The organism is Tissierella sp. P1, assembly GCF_002266425.1.
Taxonomy (GTDB): Bacteria; Bacillota; Clostridia; order Tissierellales; family Tissierellaceae; genus Tissierella; species Tissierella carlieri.
On the sequence record NZ_NPMN01000014.1, the window covers coordinates 77,777 to 93,622 of the forward strand.

Consider the following 15,846-nt stretch of genomic DNA (forward strand, 5'->3'; position numbering starts at 1 on the left):
TCAATTTTCACAATATGAACTAAGAAAAGACGATAAATGGTAAAGGAGAAATTTGTATGAATCAGGAAAGAATGACAGAGCTGGAAAAGAAAATAAACAATGATTATAGTAGCATTGCAGGTATGGTTGTACTAAAAGACGGTAAAACACTATATGAAAATTACTTTAATGAATGCACTGCTACTAGCCGAATCCATGTTTATTCAGTAACAAAAAGTATTATTTCCATATTGATCGGGATTGCCATGGACAAAGGTACATCAAAAGTATCAACCAGAAAGTATTGGATTTTTTCCCAGATTACATAGTTAAAAGAAGAGAAAAAACAATACAGAATGTTACACTTATGAATTTGCTGACAATGACAGCTCCGTATAAATATAAGTTTGCACCTTACATAAAGTATTTCACGAGTGATGACTGGGTAAAGTTTACGCTTGATTTATTAGGAGGTAGGGGGCAGATAGGGAAATTTAGATACACTCCCCTCATAGGGCCAGATATTTTGTCGGGCATTCTTGTAAAAGCAACCGGACAATCTGTGTTTGATTTCGCAACAGAAAATTTATTCTCGCCATTGGGAATTACTGTTGAGGGTAATGTGATTTTTCGTAGTAAAGAGGAACAGCTGGCATTTAATAAAGCTAAAAATATCAGCGGCTGGGTTTCTGACTCAACTGGAGTAAATACAGGAGGATGGGGTCTTACTCTCTCTCCTACGGATATGGCAAAAATAGGTCAATTATGCTTAGATGGCGGAATGTGGAATGGAAAAGAAATTGTATCTACAAGATGGATAGACGAGAGTACAAAGGAACATAGCCTATGGGAAAAACTCAATCTGCCATATGGATATTTGTGGTGGGTTGGTAATGATGGAGAGCATGGCTATGCAGCTATGGGAGATGGAGGAAATATTATTTATGTCAATACAAAGAAAAAAATGGTAATTGCTATTGCCTCTCTTTTTATGCCAAAGGTCAAGGATAGAATAGAACTTATTAAAGAGTATATTGAACCAATATTTGAGGATTGAGAATAGTGAATCAATAAATAATTCTGGACTGGTGCTGATGGCTTGTAAAAGGAAATGTGTTGTATCAAAAAATAGCCGAAGATTAGTAGTCTTTCAGGATTAAATAAATACAGAAATGTAGTATGTTAGAATTAGTTTAGCATAGTTTGTTTTATTGATATCTAAAAAGGTGGGAGTTAATATGATAAGTAAAAAAGCAAATATTAAAGCTATTTTATTTGATTCAGGTCGTGTTTTAAATCAGCCAAGAACAGGACATTGGTTTATTTCACCCAGATTTTTTGAGTATGTGGACAATAAAAAATACAATGCTATAAATAATAAAAAAATAAAAAGTGCATTTAATAAAGCAGGGAAGTATATTAATGCACGAAATCTAATTCAAACGAAAGAGGATGAGTATACACATTTTAAATAATATTATGAGATTTTTTCTGATAACCTTCCTGAACTAGAATTAAAGGAAAAACAAATAAATTGTTTAGCAGCGGACTTAGTTTACAATATGGATAAGTATATATTTTATGATGATGCATTAATGATAATTCCAGAGCTAAAGATGAAATATAAGTTAGCAATAGTTTCAGATGCATGGCCATCTTTAAAAGATGTATATGAAAGTAAAGGTTTATATAGTTATTTTGATTCATTTGTAATTTCTTCAGTTTTAGGAACAACAAAGCCAAATAAAGAAATGTATTTAAAAGCGATAGAGGAACTTATGATTTTACCAGAAGAAGCAGTATTTATAGATGATAACCTTATTAATTGCAGAGGCACTATGAAACTTGGAATTAATGGAGTATTGCTATGTAGAAATAACTTACAATATTTAACACAGAAATTGTTAAGTATAGAAAAAGATTATGTAGTAATTAAAGATCTTAAAAATTTAAAATACTATTTAACCCCCTAATCATCTTGAATAATCTTACACGATTATAGTAAGATATAATCAATAGGAGGTACTGCTCCCCTATGACATCTTTATTATCGGCTTAGGGCATACAGAGGTTGTGACAATGATAACGAAATAAGCAGATATACTACTTATGTCAAGAATCTCCAAGAGCATAAGTAGAAATCAATCAAAAATCAAATAGACTTATTATAAAATTAACCTAGCTTTGAGAATATCTTCTTTATAGCTGGGTTTTTTCATGAACTAAGAGATTTCTAGCATATTTAACAAATTTTTTGACAGCAGGAGGTGACATCTTTAATGATGGAATAGCGATTCCAAGTGTAATTTGTTGGGGAGGGTCAAGTGGAAGCTTTACCACATCACACTGCCATCTTTTTGTAATCAATTCATTCATGATACTCATGCCCATTCCCTGTTCAATCATTGCTAATGCAGCAAAATTTTCTAAAGTAGAAAAGGAAATGTTTGGAGTTAAATTGTTTTTTCTGAGTAGTTCTGCAACATCATCATCTCGTCCAAGGGCTGGCATAATAAATCGCTCATATTGACAGTTTTGAAGCGGATATACTAATTTCTTTGCAAGGGGGTGACTTTTTGGCAAAATTGCCAGCATAGGATCTTCTGCAAGAGGTATCCAATCATAAGGCATCGGATCCTTATAAGTAAAAAAAGCAATATCCGTTCTCTTATCAGAAAGCCAGCTTTCTACCTCTTGACGTATACCTTCCATGAGTCGTATTTCTATTTGAGGATAAATTTCTTGAAAACCTTTTATGACAGATGGTAACCAATGGGTCGCAATACTTGAATAAGCTCCAATAGTAATATTACCAATAGCTAATCCTTTAATTTCTGCGCTAATTTGATTAAGTTTTTCTTCTTGTATTAATATTTCTCTCAAAATAGGTATAATTTTTAAAGCATTGTCTGTGGGTTTTACGCCCTTATTACTCCTTGTAAGCAAAGGAAATCCCATATCCTTTTCAAATGAACTTATTAACTGACTTACTCCTGATGTGGTATATCCTAATACTGATGCTGCTTTAGAAAGACTACCAAGTTCTACTGATTTTAGAAAAACTTTACATTTAGTGATATCCATAGAATCTCCTTTCTATATTTAAGTAATACTTAAAGCATACTTAAATAAATGTAAATTTACTTAATATAAAAAAGATTATATAATATTATCAATAATATAACAAGATATTATTATAAATTAGGATAGAAGTAAGAAAGAGGATGATATAAAATGAAAATTTCTATTTCAGATGAGGTGTATTCGCTTTCGCCAAGAACGGCACTAGGTGTTTTATCTTATAGGGCAATGGTTGAATCAAGTAGTCAAGAATTTCTTGAATTATTTGAAATTACAGTAGCTACATTATCTCGAGAATATTCAATAGAGGAAATCGCAAAAAATCCCCACATTATTTCAACACGTCAGGCATATAAAGCTCTGGGTAAATCTCCCCAAGAATACCGTAATGCTGCTGAAGCTATGCTTCGCCGTATAGTTAAAGGAAAAGGGTTATACCATATTAATAATATTGTAGATGTAAACAACCTTATCTCAATTACTTCTGGATATTCCATTGGATCATACGATACAAAGCAACTCAAAGGAGATATAGAACTTAGACGTGCAGAAAATGGTTCTCATTATGCTGGTATAGGAAAAGATAATGTAAATATTGAATACTTTCCTACTCTATATGATGCGTTAGGCGCTTTTGGAAATCCTAGTAGTGATAACCGTAGAGCTATGATACAACTAGGAGAACGAGATATAATTACAGTTATCTATTCCTTTGATGGTGCTGATGAGCTCGACTATTGGATGGAAAAACTTTCATCATATCTGACAAATTATTGTGGAGTAATTAAGGTGGAAAAGCTAATTATTTAAATCAAAAGCATCAGTAAAACAATTAGATTATCTTTACTTACTTTAAAAGAACGGTAAAATGGATGATAAGAAACATCTATGTTCATTAATCAAAAAAATGAAGGCTTATTTGTAGAGCGAAGGAACCCTGATTCATTACGTCCAGCATAAACCCAAAATTCTGATGCACTTGCTTTAGTAATTTAGATCTATCATAAGTCGATGAGGAGCATATTGTTTTGTTTGTAAAAGGTATCTAGTATTTTGGAACAATATGGTGTAAGTAGTGGCACTAAAGCATATATGTTGCAATTTTATCCTCAGATAAAGAGAAAAATAATTGACAGTTGGAAAAGATTGTTTCGTCATCATGAAAACATAAAACAAGGAAACCTCGAAGATGTAAGAAGTGTGCAGGTAGGATTATGGTAATTAAAGAAAGAATGGATTGTGTAAGCTTTATTTAATTAAAATAGCTATAACAAAGATTAAACATCATAGTGTTAGATAATTTATTAGATTGGGTTTGTAACGGCAGTTTTCGCAATAATTGAAGCTGCCATTTTTTTAGGAATATGATATATACGGACACTGCTTTCTAGATTTTGAAGAACCGAAAATTTTAACATATTCTTAGAATCCACGGTAGCGGAAAAAATACCAAGTTCCACTGATTTAAAAACTTTGAATTTAGTTATATACATAAGTCCCATTTTTTATATTCAAGTAATACTTAATATAAACTTAAGAAAGTGTAAATTTACTTAATATAACAAGTATTATATAACACTATATATCGTTTCTTATATACTGGTATCAAATAATGTATGATAGGACAGCATTGAATCAGCTGAGATTCAATATGGCAAAGGATGTGTTTAATTGTGAGTAATAAATCAATGGGTATTATATCTTCAATGTTATCTGCAATAATTTATGGATTCACCCCTATCTTAGCAAGAGCTGCCTTTGATGGAGGAGCTAATGGAATAACAGCTACTTTTTTCAGAGGACTGCTTTCAATACCTATTCTGTTCATTATATTGAAATATAAAAAAATCTCATTAAGTATAAGTAAGGATTGGAAAGAGATTTTTGTTGCAGGAGTATTTGGGATTTCTCTTACATCTCTTTCTCTGTATATGTCCTATAGCTATATATCAGTGAGTGTAGCTACTACACTACACTTTACATATCCGATTTTAGTTTCTGCTGCATGTGCAATCTTGTTTAAGGAGAAAATGAATCTTTGGAAAATTAGTGCCTTGATTTTATGTAGTATTGGAATCTTCATGTTTATGGATCATATCTCATCATTTGGCATGAAGGGTATGGCTCTGGCTCTTTTATCTGGTGTAACCTATTCTCTCTACATGATTTGCATAGATAAAGCACAGCTAAAGCATATTCACTATTTCAAGCTGACACTTTATCTCAATTTACTTATGGCGGTGGTATCTGGCTTATTCGGACTATATACAGGAAACTTGAACTTTTCTCTCACGCCTAAGGCTTGGATTTTATGCGCATTTGTATCCTTTTTTACATCCCTTGGAGCATTGCCTCTATTACAACAGGGTATTAAGTTAACAGGAGTTTCAACAGCAGCTATACTTTCTACCTTAGAGCCTATAACCAGTATTATCTTAGGTATACTTATTTTGAAAGAAACCGTATCACCGTTGAAATTATTTGGTTGTAGCCTAATAATTATCAGTATTCTGCTGATTGCAAAGGGAGAAGGAAAACAAGATTATTCAGATGGATTTCTGACTGAGAAAGAGGATATAGATATAGAGACATAATACTTATATGAATTGAATTGTGAAAAAATATCAATATTATATGGGAGATGAAAAATGTATGAATGGAATAATGGAGAGGAAGGTTGAGAAGATTATATCTGATAAGGTAAATGAACTTAATCGACCAGATTTGTATAGACAACCATTGGTTTCTTTTTCCTCAGCTGATGATGAAAGATATGATGAGTTGAAAAAAATTATAGGAGAGTGGCACTTAACCCCGTTTGAATTTTTATCAGATGCTAAAAGTGTCATTAGCTATTTTATACCTTTTACTAAAGATGTAACAGCAGAACCTAAAAAAATGAAGGATGGCTCGCCTTTGTGGGGTGAGGCATATCAAGAAATCAATAGGCATTTTAATGTGATTAATGAAGCTGTATCTGATTATTTGACGGATCTAGGCTACTCAGCGATAGGAATAAAACCAACTCATACGTATGATCCTAAGAATCTGAAATCCATGTGGTCTCATAGAAGTGCGGCGGTTATAGCAGGGTTAGGGGATTTTGGTGCAAATAGATTGATAATAACAGAAAAAGGCTCCAGTGGTCGATTTTGTACTGTAATAACATCTGCTGTTTTAAAGACTGATAAAGTCCCTGTGGAAAACAAATGCTTATATATAAAAAATGGAACTTGTGGATTATGCTTTAAAATATGTCCCGTAAAGGCACTATCTGCAGAAACGATGGATAAATTTGCATGTCAAGATGAATTGAACAAGAATGAAAGACTGCTGAAAGAAACAACAAAGCTTGAGAGTGCAGATACTTGTGGTAAATGCATCAGTATATGTCCATTTGCATATATAGAGTAGTGAAAGAAACTATATTCTGCCTTATAGTTAAAGGAATCTGAGGTAATAAAGGCGGAAAAATGGATTGTTTTCATGTTCTCTATGATTATATTCAATAGAAAAGGAGTGTTTAAAATGGATGATAAAAAACATCTAGGTTCATTAATTAAGAGGAATTATAAGATTAACCAAGTCTTGTTTGCAGAGCAAACCAAGATAGAAGGAGATATCCTATATATTGCTTCTGACTTATGCAGGGAATCTTTTATACATGCTGATCAAAACATTGTATTAGATATGGCTTTAGATATTATAACTCCTGTAGAATACGAAACCTATATCAATACAGTTCTTGATGTACAACCCTTGGCAGTTAAGGAAAAGAACTTTCCCATAGGTGAAGGAGTGACTCGTACATTATCTGGTGTAGTGTTAGCAATTTGCGGTAAGGATGAATCTGGAGAGCAAATCAGCGAAGCAGGATCATGTGAGGGAATACTGTCAGATAAAATTCGTTTCAATAGACCTGGGTCTATAGATAAAGGTGAGATAATCATTAAGATAGATTGTCTTATAAAGGCAGGAGAAAGGATGAAACGTTCAGGTCCTTTGGCATGTCATAAAGCTGCTGAATATATAGCAGAAGATATTCGTTCAGCTATCCTTTCATTAAGTGAGGAAGAATTTATTTCTGGGGGCACCGATGAACAGAAATTCACATATGTTCGTAATACAGATAAGCCTAAGGTCTTGTTAGTGAAGGAAATAATGGGGCAAGGAGCTATGCATGAAAAACTGTTGCTTCCTTTACAACCTTGTGGTATTACAGGATCACGTTCTAATATTGATATGGGAAATATCCCTATTATGCTTTCTCCTTTAGAGGCAATTGATGGAGCTGTTCATGCTCTAACCTGCGTTGGACCTTCGACAAAAGAAACTAGTCGACATTACTTCCGTGATCCTTTGATAACTATGTCTTTAAGGGATGATGATATAGATTTGTGTGGAGTTGCATTTGTAGGAAGCCCTGCCATTGACAAGCAAAAGCATATGGTGGCAGAACGTCTGGGAATGCTTGCTGCCTCCATGGATGTAAGTGGAGTTATAGTAGCTACCGAAGGATATGGAAATAATCATATAGATTTTGCTGCACACCTTGAGGCTATAGGTAAACGTGAAATTCCAGCTGTGGGGGCAACATTTTGTGGTAATTTTGGTCCGCTGATTACAGGTAATAAATATACTCGTAATCTTGTTGATTGTACTAAAGCTAATATAGGGCTTGAAAATGGAATTCTTGCAGATAATACAATGGTAGAGGAGGATGCTATAGTTGCTCTTGCCATGCTTAAAGCGGTCATGGGAGGGGAAAGAGTGACGTCTCCACCAAGTCGCTGGGATCCAAATATAAGGGAAAAAAACCTGGACAAAATGAGAAATAATGGTGCTAGAACATTTCAGTCAGAAATACCTACTGCAACCATGCCTCCTATAGTATGGACACCAGTAACCAAACCATTATCTAAGATGAAGATCGCTCTTGTTTCAGGAACTGGGGTGCATTTAAAATTTGATAAACGTTTTATTTTAACCAGTGACAGTAGCTTTAGAATTATTCCAGGAGATGCATCTACTGCTGATTTGACTGTAAGTCATGGTGGATATGATAATTCTGATGCTTTAGCAGATATAAACAGTATGCTTCCTCTTGATCCTTTGAGAAAATTAGTTGAAGAACATCTTATTGCAAGAGTTGCTCCAAGACATATTGGTTTTATGGGTGGAGGAGGAGATATTAAAAGACTGGCTAATGAAACGGGACCTGCTATTGCAGATATACTAAAAAATGATGGAGTAGACGCGGCTGTATTTACTGCAGGCTGAGGAACCTGTCATCGCTCTTCTGTTATTATTCAAAGAGTAGTAGAGGGATTGGGAATCCCTACAATTATTATTTCTGTTTTGCCCGCTATATCTATACGATGTGGTGCTCCAAGAGGAGTATCACCTATAGTGCCTATTGGAGCAAATGCTGGTGCTCCAAATAATCCATTGCAACAGAAAGAAATACTACAACAGACTTTGCTTAATCTTGTATCCATAGATAAGCCAGGTCAAAATATTCCACTGCCAATTGAATATTAAGATTGGATAATATGTGTAATTAAAGGATTGATAAATTCAAAAGTATGTGTTTTTTTAGTTTTTAAAATGATAACTAGAAGAAAAATACTATGGTTATTCGAAAATAGCTTTCGCTGATATTGTGAATGAAAGAAGGTTAAAGCTGATGGATAAAATTACAATATGGACGAAACAGAATGAAAATGTTGTTAAAGAGCTTGAAAGAACTGGTAGATATACTGCCAAAAAAGAATATATTTTGAAAGATTTAGATAGACATGCATATTTGGTATTAGAGGTTTATGATTGGTTGGTGAAGAATACTCCAAACACATTCCGAAAGCCATATGATGCAGAATATCCTATATGGGTATCTCTTAAAAAGGAGGCAACTATGCTTCCTAGTGCGGGAACAGTAATATTAGAACTTAAGCTAGACCCATCCTTAATAACTATGATTAATATAGATAAGTGGGGTACAATTCTCAATTATTCTTATATTCCAAAAGACAAACAAGATGCTGAAATCACCGACAACTTTTGGAACAATATGGTGTGAGTAGCGACACTAAAGCATATATGTCGCAATTTTATCCTCAGATAAAGAGGAAAATAATTGATAGCTGGAGTCGATTGTTTGACGATTCCATTATTCTTGGCAATGATGAAAGGTATGGTAATATATGGGAGGTTAGAAAAGAATGGATAACACAGATAATACGGTAATCCTTTATTCTCATCAATCAGAAGTCGTAGTGAATACTCTTGAAAATGATGGAGTTTGTTTTGCTAAGAAGAAATATGTGTTAAATAAATATGAAGAAAGTGCTCCGATTTTTGTAGCTGCATATGATTGGTTTGTAATGGAAGCAAAAAAGTATGTTTCAAAGCCTGAAGGTGCAGAATACCCTTATTGGGCTTTCAAGGACCTATATAATGTTGAGCGGTCAGCAGATAGTAAGCTTTTGGAAATGTATGTTCCCATAGAAGAAGTCATATTTTTTGATATGTATGACTGGAATAAAATACTTTGTCTACAATATATTGGTGAGACAGGGGAAGATGAAGCACAATTTCAACAGATGGTTATTGAATGCGGAATTAGGAAAGAAAGTGATATAATTCTTACAAACTTTTATCCCGATTTAAAACGTCAGGTGCAGGATAGTTGGAAAAGGTTGTTTCGTCATCATGAAAACATAAAGCAAGGAAACCTCAAAGGTGTAAGAAGTGTGCAGGTAGGATTATGGCGACTAAAGAAAGAATGGATTGTGTAGCTTTATATATTTAAAATAACTCTAACAAATATTAAATATTGTAGTGTAAAATGATTTATTGGATTAAATTTATAATGGCAGTTTTAATAAAAATTGAGACTGCCATTTAGAGTATATGTCTAAATCCAATAAAAAGATAAAATTATATACATTATTTAAAATTACAACTTAATTATAGTTATATAAGCTTAGATTTTTCTACATCAATAAAATAATTATAAAACTCATCAATAATCATGATTGTTGTATAATTGCGATTATGATATTATATAAATTAATAAGGTTAAGTGTTTTAATATTAATAAATTAGATTATTATCTATCAATATAGAAATAACAGATTATTAGTATAATAACACTTGTTTTTATTATGTATTCTTAATTGGGAGGGATATTTTGAAAGAAATAATTGGAGAATTTATTACTGATTATGTATTATCTCATAATAAAGATGGCTTTTTTAGAAAAACTCTAATAGGTTTTAGTAGTGAAAAAGATGAACGATATGAAAATATTAAAGATATTATTGGTTCACATCATTTATATCCAACAGATGTTCTGCCCTCTTGTAGGACATTAGTTTCATTTTTTATTCCCTTTACAAAGAAAGTAGTAGAAAGTAATATTTTAGAAGACAACACAGAAGTTTCATATATATGGGCTAACACTTACTATGAGGGTAATGAATTAATAAATGATTTAACCAATAGATTAGTTGAATATTTAAAGGGTTTTAATGTTGAGGGTGCTACAATACAAGCTACTCAAGGTTTCGATAAAGATTTATTAAAAGCACCATGGTCTCATAAGTCAGCAGCCTATATAGCTGGTCTTGGGGGAACTCTCTATTAATTACAGACAAAGGGTGTGCAGGAAGAATAGGAACTGTATTTTTAGATATAGATATAGAGCCAAGTAACAGTGTATCTTCAACTAGTCCACGTTGTTTATATTATTTAAGTGGTTCTTGTTTAGAATGTGTAGACAACTGCCCTACTAATTCTTTATCTATTGATGCACTAAATAGAAAGGTTTGTTATAAAAAATGTTTATATACAGATAGCCTTTATACAGACTTAGGGCAATGTGATTCCTGTGGAAGATGTTCTATAGGACCATGTGCTTATTTTGAATAAGAGAGGTGTAAAGTTATGGTAACTAATCCTAATGATAAAGTAAAACTTTGGACAAGACAGCATAAGAATGTTCTTGATGAATTGGAGAAATATGGTGTTTACAGGGTTAAGAAGGAGTATATTTTAGAAAAGATGGATACCATATCAAATTATTACTTAAATCTATATGAATGGTATGGAAGGAATGCAGCTAAAATAGTGCCTAGACCAGAAGGTGCAATATACCCTATTTGGCTTTCCACATCTTCAGAGATGATGTTACAGCTACAGAGGATACTATTATTCTGGAGATAGAAGTAGATAGAAAAGATGTTATCTATACTGATGTGAATAAATGGGGATATGTAGTGAATTATTTTTATTTACCCATTGATCCAGAGGATGAAGAAATACACAATAAAGAGTTGAAGAAATTTGGTATAAGTGATGAGTCTTCTCTAATTATGAGTGATAAGGGTAATTTCTATCCATTACTTAAAAATAAGATAATCAAAAGTTGGGAAAGGTTATTTGAGCCATTTGATGAGAAAAGTACATTGTCACAGGCAACTATATGGGAGATAAAAAGAGAATGGGTAGTAGATATTATACATAGATAAGTGATGAATGTAAAAGGGAGGTGGTAGAATCTATGTCTAAATCAAGTAAAAAGATAAGATTATATACATCTCAAAGTGAGATAGTTTTAGATACTATTAGAGAAAAGGGAATATACCATGTTAAAAAAGAATTCATCATTAAAAAATATGAAAATGTAGCTAATGTTTTTTTAGAACCTTATAACTGGTTCATTAGAAATGCTGTAAATATAGTGCCTAAGCCAGAGGGAGCAGAATATCCAATATGGCTATTTACTGATTTAAAATATGTTGAAAATCATGAGGATAGCCAAGTCTTAGAGATAGAAGTAGAAATTGAAAATGTAATTCTATTTGATCCATTCAAATGGAATAGAATATTAAACTTAGCTTATATACCTAAAGATGAAAAGGATTGGATTGAATATAATGAATCTCTAGAAAAACAAGGAATCAAAAATGAAGCTAGTATCTATATGACTAATTTTTATCCTCATTTAAAGCAAAAGGTGAAAAAAAGCTGGGATTCTTTGTTTGAAGATAATATAGATTTATCAAAGCCAAATCAAGCTGCTCTATGGGAACTTCGAAGAGAATGGATAGTGTCAGATAATATATAAACAGTGAGTTGTATTCAAATGAAACAGTCAGGTAATTGTTGCTGCACCTGAGAAAATATTATATTTTCTTGCTACTAAAATTGCATTACCAACTTATGAATATATAGACATGAGCAAAAGGTGAGATTTGCCCATATTTTGCGTATAAATTTGTATATATCTTTTTATTTATATTAATAGTTGATATAATGTATATCATACTTTCCGTCTAAGAAACAGACTTATTTGCCTTTTGGATGCAGGGGGTATATTCTTTCAAATAAAAGAGTTAGGAGGAGAATGTTATGAAGAAATTTACAGCTTTATTTTTATCTTTATTGCTTATAGTTGGACCTATATCTACGGTTCGAGCTTCCGAAAGCAACATTTCAAGGAGGGGTTTTATAAAAATGATAAATGAAACCTTTCATATTTATACGGTATTGGGTACGGAGGAAGCATTTTCAGATATTGACTTGAAAGCTGAGGATTATTTTGAGTTAATGGCAGCAAAGAGGAATGGATATATAGCAGGGTATACCGATGGTTCCGTGCGTGCCGACAATATTATTACTCGTGCAGAAGCGGCCCTAGCGTTGGATAATTTAATGGAATTGCCCCAGCCTATGGATGGTCCAGTTTTGGCGGATCAGAAGGAGTTGCCTTCATGGGCGGTGGGTAGTATTCAAAGGGTGGTAGCCCGCGGCATTTTATCAGCTGATGAAAACGGTAATTTTAACGGCAGTGAACCACTGTCACAAGTAGATTTGGATAATGCTGTTGCCGCAATTAAATCTCTTGGGCTGCAGGGCCGTGAAGATGAAATTAAGACCATTAAATCATTTAACGGATTTGAAGTAGCCGGAAGGCTTTCTGTACCAGCAGGGGAAGAAAAAATTGATAGGCTTGTAATATTCGTTCATGGTACGGGTCCTAATACTTATGAAATGCGCCGTCAAAATGACATTTCAGGCATCAGGTTTAAATATCTGGATATATATGCGGATAACTTTACCAGTGATGGCACAGCTTTTTTTACTTATAATACAAGAGGCACTAGTTTGGGGGATGAAGAACCCCACTATGCTGATATTGATGAAAATGTCTACAAACAATATACTCCTCAAAATATAGCTCAGGATATCAAATATATGATTGAGCAATTAAAACAAGATTCTCGTTTGTCAGACGCAGATGTTATACTCCTAGGGGTAAGCGAAGGGACCATTATAGCCCCGCTGGCTGTATCGGAATATGGGGCAGAAGCTGATACGCTACTACTTATGGGATATTGCAACGATAATATGCGTGATGTATTGGAGTACCAGTTAGGTGGCGGAATGTCATTTTTCAATTATACACTTTTGTTTAACGTTGCTGGAGCTGAAAAGATTACAAAGGAGCAATATGAAACAGATCCCAATGAAATTATAGACAGTTTACTGGGTGGAATTGCATTTAAGGATATTGATTTGGACAGTGATGGCTTAATAACCGTAGAGGATTTTACTATTATGATGACCCCTGTTAAAGATGGTCTTTTTGAAGCAATTGAAAATAATGATGATAAATGGATTGCAGAAAATATGTCAACAATTATGCCTCCGCTCATGACAGATTGGTTTAAGGCCCATTTTGAGCTGCCCAAAACCGAGGATATAATGACTAAGGTTGATATTCCTATGTATATCTTCCAGGGTACTTATGATGCAAATTGCCCTGTTCAAGGTACCTATGATGTTCAAAACCGTTTTAAAGAATTGGGGAAAGATAATTTGACAGTTAATATTTATGATGGATACGATCACGACTTGAACTTTACACAATTACTTTACGGTCTTGGCTCACATGCCTTTGAAGACATTTTCTCAACTGTAGAACATTTGCAGATATCTGATAAATAGGGAGTATTCTTTAAAGAAGCAATGCTCTATGGTTTTTATTTGGAGAACTTTATTATTCTTGCAGCCAGTTATCTTTATAAGGATATGAAAACTTTCTCTAATTATGAATCTGAGCTATATGACAGCAAGAGATAACTTAAAATATTGATTGGTATAATAAAAATAATCCCTTTGGTTGATAAGAATTATCATGTAAAGGGATTATAATTTTGGCGATGTTAATTTGATGTTGCTCAATATTTTTTAAATTTAATAATTTATACGTATTTCGATGAAAGTTTAATTATGCTGAATCAGGCTATCGAGGAAAAGATAAAATTAAATATCAAATTTGTTTATGATGTGATTCCATCTCCTGATGAAAATAAGATACTAGTGTTACAAGGTAATGGTATAAAAAACACTCTAATTCTTTGTGATATAGATGGCAGCAACCAAAAAATCATTGCAGAAGGTATAGAAATAGGTGGAGTTTCATGGTTCCAGATCAGCGAATGATTGCCTACAATCTGAAAGGAACTGTAAACAATATAATGATCAACGGACTTAATATCTACGATATGCTTACTGGCGAATCTACCAGATATCTGTGGATATCCAAAACGCAGTTACTTGTTGGAGTCCTTCAGGAGAAAAGCTAATTTGAAATATAGTGATAGCTATCAAGGGCAGCAGATTTTTTATATCTTCACTGCATGTTGAGAGTTGTGTACTTTTATAGAGAGTGTAAGTATATATCTTACGTTTCCTTGTTAGAGTTGGAATATTAAAGCAATTAAAATATATTTTATATTAATAAAATACTGTATAAGAGGTCATATGAGAAATTTAAATCTACAATTTAAAAAAAGTGCTCTGTTTCTGCAAGGAGAAAAAAGTAAAATAAAATTAAATATTCAATTAACCATTATAGTCTATTTTTTATTGTGGATAATTGGACTTGCCTTAGGGCGTTTGCTAGCATTATCAGTTTTAAATATTTTTGAGTCTACAAGCAATGTTAGTGACAATACTGTGATTGCATTAAGAAAGTTGATGGTCTGTGGAATGCAAATAGCAGTTTTCTTTTTATGGGTAAAATTTATAGAAAAACGCCCAGTGAATTCCATTGGTTTTCAAGCTGGAAAACCTTTAAAATCATATATAATTGGATTTATAATTGGCCTATGCACTATAACAATAGTTGTAGCCATATTGGATTTTATAGGAGCGGTGAAATTACAATATCGCCAAGTAGAATATGACTATATGATAATAAATATTGGTATCATAGCATTTGGATGGATTGTACAAAGTGCTTCGGAGGAAATTGCAATAAGGGGATGGTTAATTCCGAGTTTAGAAAAAAACTGCACCCCTCTTATGTCAATTGCTATCACAGCGATCATATTTGGTATTCTCCATTTATTTAGTTCTGGAGTAACAGTTTTATCTTTTATAAATTTGACGTTATCAGGTATATTTTTCGCAAGTTATGCTATTCTTAACGGAAATATATGGGGAGTTTGCGGAATGCATTTTGCTTGGAACCTTGCTCTTGGAAATATCTATGGTCTTCCTGTCAGTGGTTTTGCTGATAATGGTGAAAAGATTTTTCAAACACAACAGGTAGGTGCCAACTTACTTACAGGAGGGGATTTTGGCCCTGAAGGTGGACTAGTCACAACAATTACATTATTGATTGCGATTGTTGCATTAATATTGAAATTGAGGAAATACGATAGAAATAGATAATATAAGAGAAAATATAATTTGCAAGATTCCACCAGTCTT

At 33.0% G+C, this 15,846-nt stretch carries 18 protein-coding genes and 2 pseudogenes; 19 read left to right on the forward strand and 1 reads right to left on the reverse strand.

Features of this window, described 5'->3' with window-relative positions; all coding sequences use genetic code 11:
• Positions 1 to 56: 56 nt before the first annotated feature.
• The 4 genes from CIW83_RS24365 (at position 57) to CIW83_RS22935 (ending at position 1,952) form a co-directional block, all read left to right on the forward strand.
• Positions 57 to 308 (forward strand): serine hydrolase, encoded by a 252-nt coding sequence (locus CIW83_RS24365; protein ID WP_255374387.1) that lies wholly within the window; start codon positions 57 to 59, stop codon positions 306 to 308.
• Positions 284 to 1,036: a serine hydrolase gene (locus CIW83_RS11490; RefSeq protein ID WP_255374389.1), complete on the forward strand. Its 753-nt coding sequence runs from the start codon at positions 284 to 286 to the stop codon at positions 1,034 to 1,036. Before CIW83_RS24365 ends, CIW83_RS11490 begins: the two co-directional genes overlap by 25 nt.
• Positions 1,037 to 1,217: 181 nt before the next feature.
• A complete protein-coding gene (locus tag CIW83_RS22930) occupies positions 1,218 to 1,454 on the forward strand; it encodes a hypothetical protein (protein ID WP_201259824.1) in 237 nt (78 codons plus the stop codon).
• 54 nt (positions 1,455 to 1,508) lie between these two features.
• Entirely contained in the window at positions 1,509 to 1,952 is a 444-nt protein-coding gene (locus CIW83_RS22935) for an HAD-IA family hydrolase (protein WP_255374398.1), read from the forward strand.
• A gap of 226 nt (positions 1,953 to 2,178) precedes the next feature.
• On the opposite strand, the gene CIW83_RS11500 is transcribed toward CIW83_RS22935, so the two are convergent.
• Positions 2,179 to 3,063, reverse strand: a complete 885-nt coding sequence (locus CIW83_RS11500) for a LysR family transcriptional regulator (RefSeq protein WP_094901294.1) — start codon at positions 3,061 to 3,063, stop codon at positions 2,179 to 2,181.
• Between the two features lie 150 nt (positions 3,064 to 3,213).
• Here CIW83_RS11500 and CIW83_RS11505 point away from each other — a divergent pair, with 150 nt between their 5' ends.
• The 15 genes and pseudogenes from CIW83_RS11505 (at position 3,214) to CIW83_RS11570 (ending at position 15,807) form a co-directional block, all read left to right on the forward strand.
• Positions 3,214 to 3,870 carry a B3/4 domain-containing protein gene (locus tag CIW83_RS11505; RefSeq protein WP_094901296.1) on the forward strand — a complete coding sequence of 219 codons (657 nt, stop codon included), beginning with the start codon at positions 3,214 to 3,216 and terminating at the stop codon, positions 3,868 to 3,870.
• Positions 3,871 to 4,113: 243 nt separating this feature from the next.
• Complete coding sequence (locus tag CIW83_RS24870; RefSeq protein ID WP_201259825.1) at positions 4,114 to 4,281, forward strand: DUF3841 domain-containing protein; 168 nt, start codon at positions 4,114 to 4,116, stop codon at positions 4,279 to 4,281.
• A gap of 452 nt (positions 4,282 to 4,733) precedes the next feature.
• A complete protein-coding gene (locus tag CIW83_RS11520; RefSeq protein ID WP_201259826.1) occupies positions 4,734 to 5,654 on the forward strand; it encodes a DMT family transporter in 921 nt (306 codons plus the stop codon).
• A gap of 58 nt (positions 5,655 to 5,712) precedes the next feature.
• Positions 5,713 to 6,474 carry a 4Fe-4S double cluster binding domain-containing protein gene (locus tag CIW83_RS11525; RefSeq protein WP_094901300.1) on the forward strand — a complete coding sequence of 254 codons (762 nt, stop codon included), beginning with the start codon at positions 5,713 to 5,715 and terminating at the stop codon, positions 6,472 to 6,474.
• Between the two features lie 114 nt (positions 6,475 to 6,588).
• Positions 6,589 to 7,644: pseudogene (locus CIW83_RS24875) on the forward strand (glycine/sarcosine/betaine reductase component B subunit); the annotation flags it as partial.
• A gap of 243 nt (positions 7,645 to 7,887) precedes the next feature.
• Positions 7,888 to 8,601, forward strand: coding sequence for a glycine/betaine/sarcosine/D-proline family reductase selenoprotein B (locus tag CIW83_RS24880; protein ID WP_143598556.1), 714 nt, complete (start codon positions 7,888 to 7,890; stop codon positions 8,599 to 8,601).
• Positions 8,602 to 8,746: 145 nt separating this feature from the next.
• Entirely contained in the window at positions 8,747 to 9,139 is a 393-nt protein-coding gene (locus CIW83_RS11535) for a DUF3841 domain-containing protein (protein ID WP_201259829.1), read from the forward strand.
• 20 nt (positions 9,140 to 9,159) lie between these two features.
• Entirely contained in the window at positions 9,160 to 9,306 is a 147-nt protein-coding gene (locus tag CIW83_RS24885; RefSeq protein ID WP_369819393.1) for a DUF3841 domain-containing protein, read from the forward strand.
• Positions 9,282 to 9,857, forward strand: a complete 576-nt coding sequence (locus CIW83_RS11540) for a DUF3841 domain-containing protein (RefSeq protein WP_094901303.1) — start codon at positions 9,282 to 9,284, stop codon at positions 9,855 to 9,857. Before CIW83_RS24885 ends, CIW83_RS11540 begins: the two co-directional genes overlap by 25 nt.
• 395 nt (positions 9,858 to 10,252) lie before the next feature.
• Complete coding sequence (locus tag CIW83_RS11545) at positions 10,253 to 10,708, forward strand: hypothetical protein (RefSeq protein ID WP_094901305.1); 456 nt, start codon at positions 10,253 to 10,255, stop codon at positions 10,706 to 10,708.
• Between the two features lie 299 nt (positions 10,709 to 11,007).
• Positions 11,008 to 11,591, forward strand: a pseudogene (locus tag CIW83_RS23705) (DUF3841 domain-containing protein).
• Positions 11,592 to 11,623: 32 nt separating this feature from the next.
• The gene (locus CIW83_RS11555) at positions 11,624 to 12,190 is read left to right on the forward strand and encodes a DUF3841 domain-containing protein (RefSeq protein ID WP_094901307.1); all 567 of its coding nucleotides are present in this window, start codon (positions 11,624 to 11,626) and stop codon (positions 12,188 to 12,190) included.
• Positions 12,191 to 12,474: 284 nt separating this feature from the next.
• Positions 12,475 to 14,073, forward strand: coding sequence for an S-layer homology domain-containing protein (locus CIW83_RS11560; protein WP_094901309.1), 1,599 nt, complete (start codon positions 12,475 to 12,477; stop codon positions 14,071 to 14,073).
• A gap of 285 nt (positions 14,074 to 14,358) precedes the next feature.
• Positions 14,359 to 14,571: a hypothetical protein gene (locus CIW83_RS11565; protein WP_094901311.1), complete on the forward strand. Its 213-nt coding sequence runs from the start codon at positions 14,359 to 14,361 to the stop codon at positions 14,569 to 14,571.
• A gap of 321 nt (positions 14,572 to 14,892) precedes the next feature.
• Complete coding sequence (locus tag CIW83_RS11570) at positions 14,893 to 15,807, forward strand: CPBP family intramembrane glutamic endopeptidase (RefSeq protein ID WP_094901313.1); 915 nt, start codon at positions 14,893 to 14,895, stop codon at positions 15,805 to 15,807.
• Positions 15,808 to 15,846: the final 39 nt, after the last annotated feature.